Consider the following 1,194-nt stretch of genomic DNA (forward strand, 5'->3'; position numbering starts at 1 on the left):
CGAGGGGTTGGAAATCTCGTGATAAGCCCTGGACGGTAAACCTCCGGGCTTTGGGGCGACGCCCAGAGGGCACCCGACCCTATACCGACGAGGAACGAGGAGGCGGCGCGAAGCGCCCCAAAGCGGGACGTTCACCGTCCACGCTAAACAGAAAATCCCCATCACGAGCTTTCCGACAGAAAGTAATTTTTGTAACCTTCTTGTAGTGTCGTCGAAGCAGATGCGTAGGCAGCGTGCGGCAAACTGTAAGCAGTTCTAACGAATAACTCTTACTGTTAAAAAGGTGATGAAATCCATGATAAATCGCTCGTTTACTCTCGTAGATACTGTCCTGACTTTTCTTGCAGGCCGTACTCTTGCTTTTCTTGAGACCAGTGCTCCTCTTTGCTCCAGTAAGAAAGATCCCGCGTTGAATAAATCGGAGTTCGAAGCTGCGCTACGTGAAGCCCTCAAGTTCTTAGATCGCCCAGAGGCACTTCTCAACAATCCGCTTCTCCACTCCCGAGTCGTCGAGGAGAGCACACGGGGAGTCGCGGCTACGGCTAAAGCACGTGCCTTGGTGCTCCTGAGCCTAATCCGCGAGACGGCAAGCGGTATGCAAAGCCATCCCAAGCGTGCACGGGGCTACCGTGCGCTTCTTCATACCTATCTGAGCCCCATCGGCACACAAGAAAAAGCGGCGGAGCTTCTGGATCTTCCGTTCAGCACCTACCGTCGCCATCTTGCCGAGGGAATCGCACTGCTCACCGAGACCCTCTGGCTACAGGAGAGTGGGGAGATGCTCAAGTGAGCTTCTTCACATGGCACTGAACAAAAAGTGAGTAGTTTTCCGCCTGGAAGCTGAGCTACTTTAAAGCCTAAACTACTAACATCACGAACGGGCTAGGCGACAAACAACCTGGCATTTAAGAAAGAACAAGAAAATGAAACGAATCTCTCTCCTGAGCCTGCTTGCTCTCGCTACTTTTGGACTGACGATTAGCTCCGCTCCCGTCGCGGCACAAAAAACGGCTAAAGAGAAGACGACAATGGTTGGAGGCGCGGCCATGTACCCGTCCAAGAACATCGTCCAGAACGCTGTGAACTCTAAAGACCACACGACGCTTGTTGCCGCAGTGAAGGCAGCGGACTTGGTTGAGACGCTCCAGAGCACGGGGCCCTTTACCGTGTTTGCCCCAACTAACATGGCTTTCG

At 53.4% G+C, this 1,194-nt stretch carries 2 protein-coding genes; both read left to right on the forward strand.

Annotation, left to right across the window (positions count from 1 at the left end; all coding sequences use genetic code 11):
• Nucleotides 1-286 precede the first annotated feature (286 nt).
• On the forward strand, nt 287-790 hold the full coding sequence (locus RMO15_RS10385; RefSeq protein ID WP_309711616.1) for a hypothetical protein: 504 nt from the start codon (nt 287-289) through the stop codon (nt 788-790).
• A 133-nt stretch (nt 791-923) separates the two neighbouring features.
• The coding region (locus RMO15_RS10390) for a fasciclin domain-containing protein (RefSeq protein ID WP_309711619.1) at nt 924-1,194 on the forward strand (271 nt) is incomplete at its 3' end.

This window comes from Armatimonas sp. (genome assembly GCF_031410135.1).
Classification (GTDB): Bacteria; Armatimonadota; Armatimonadia; order Armatimonadales; family Armatimonadaceae; genus Armatimonas.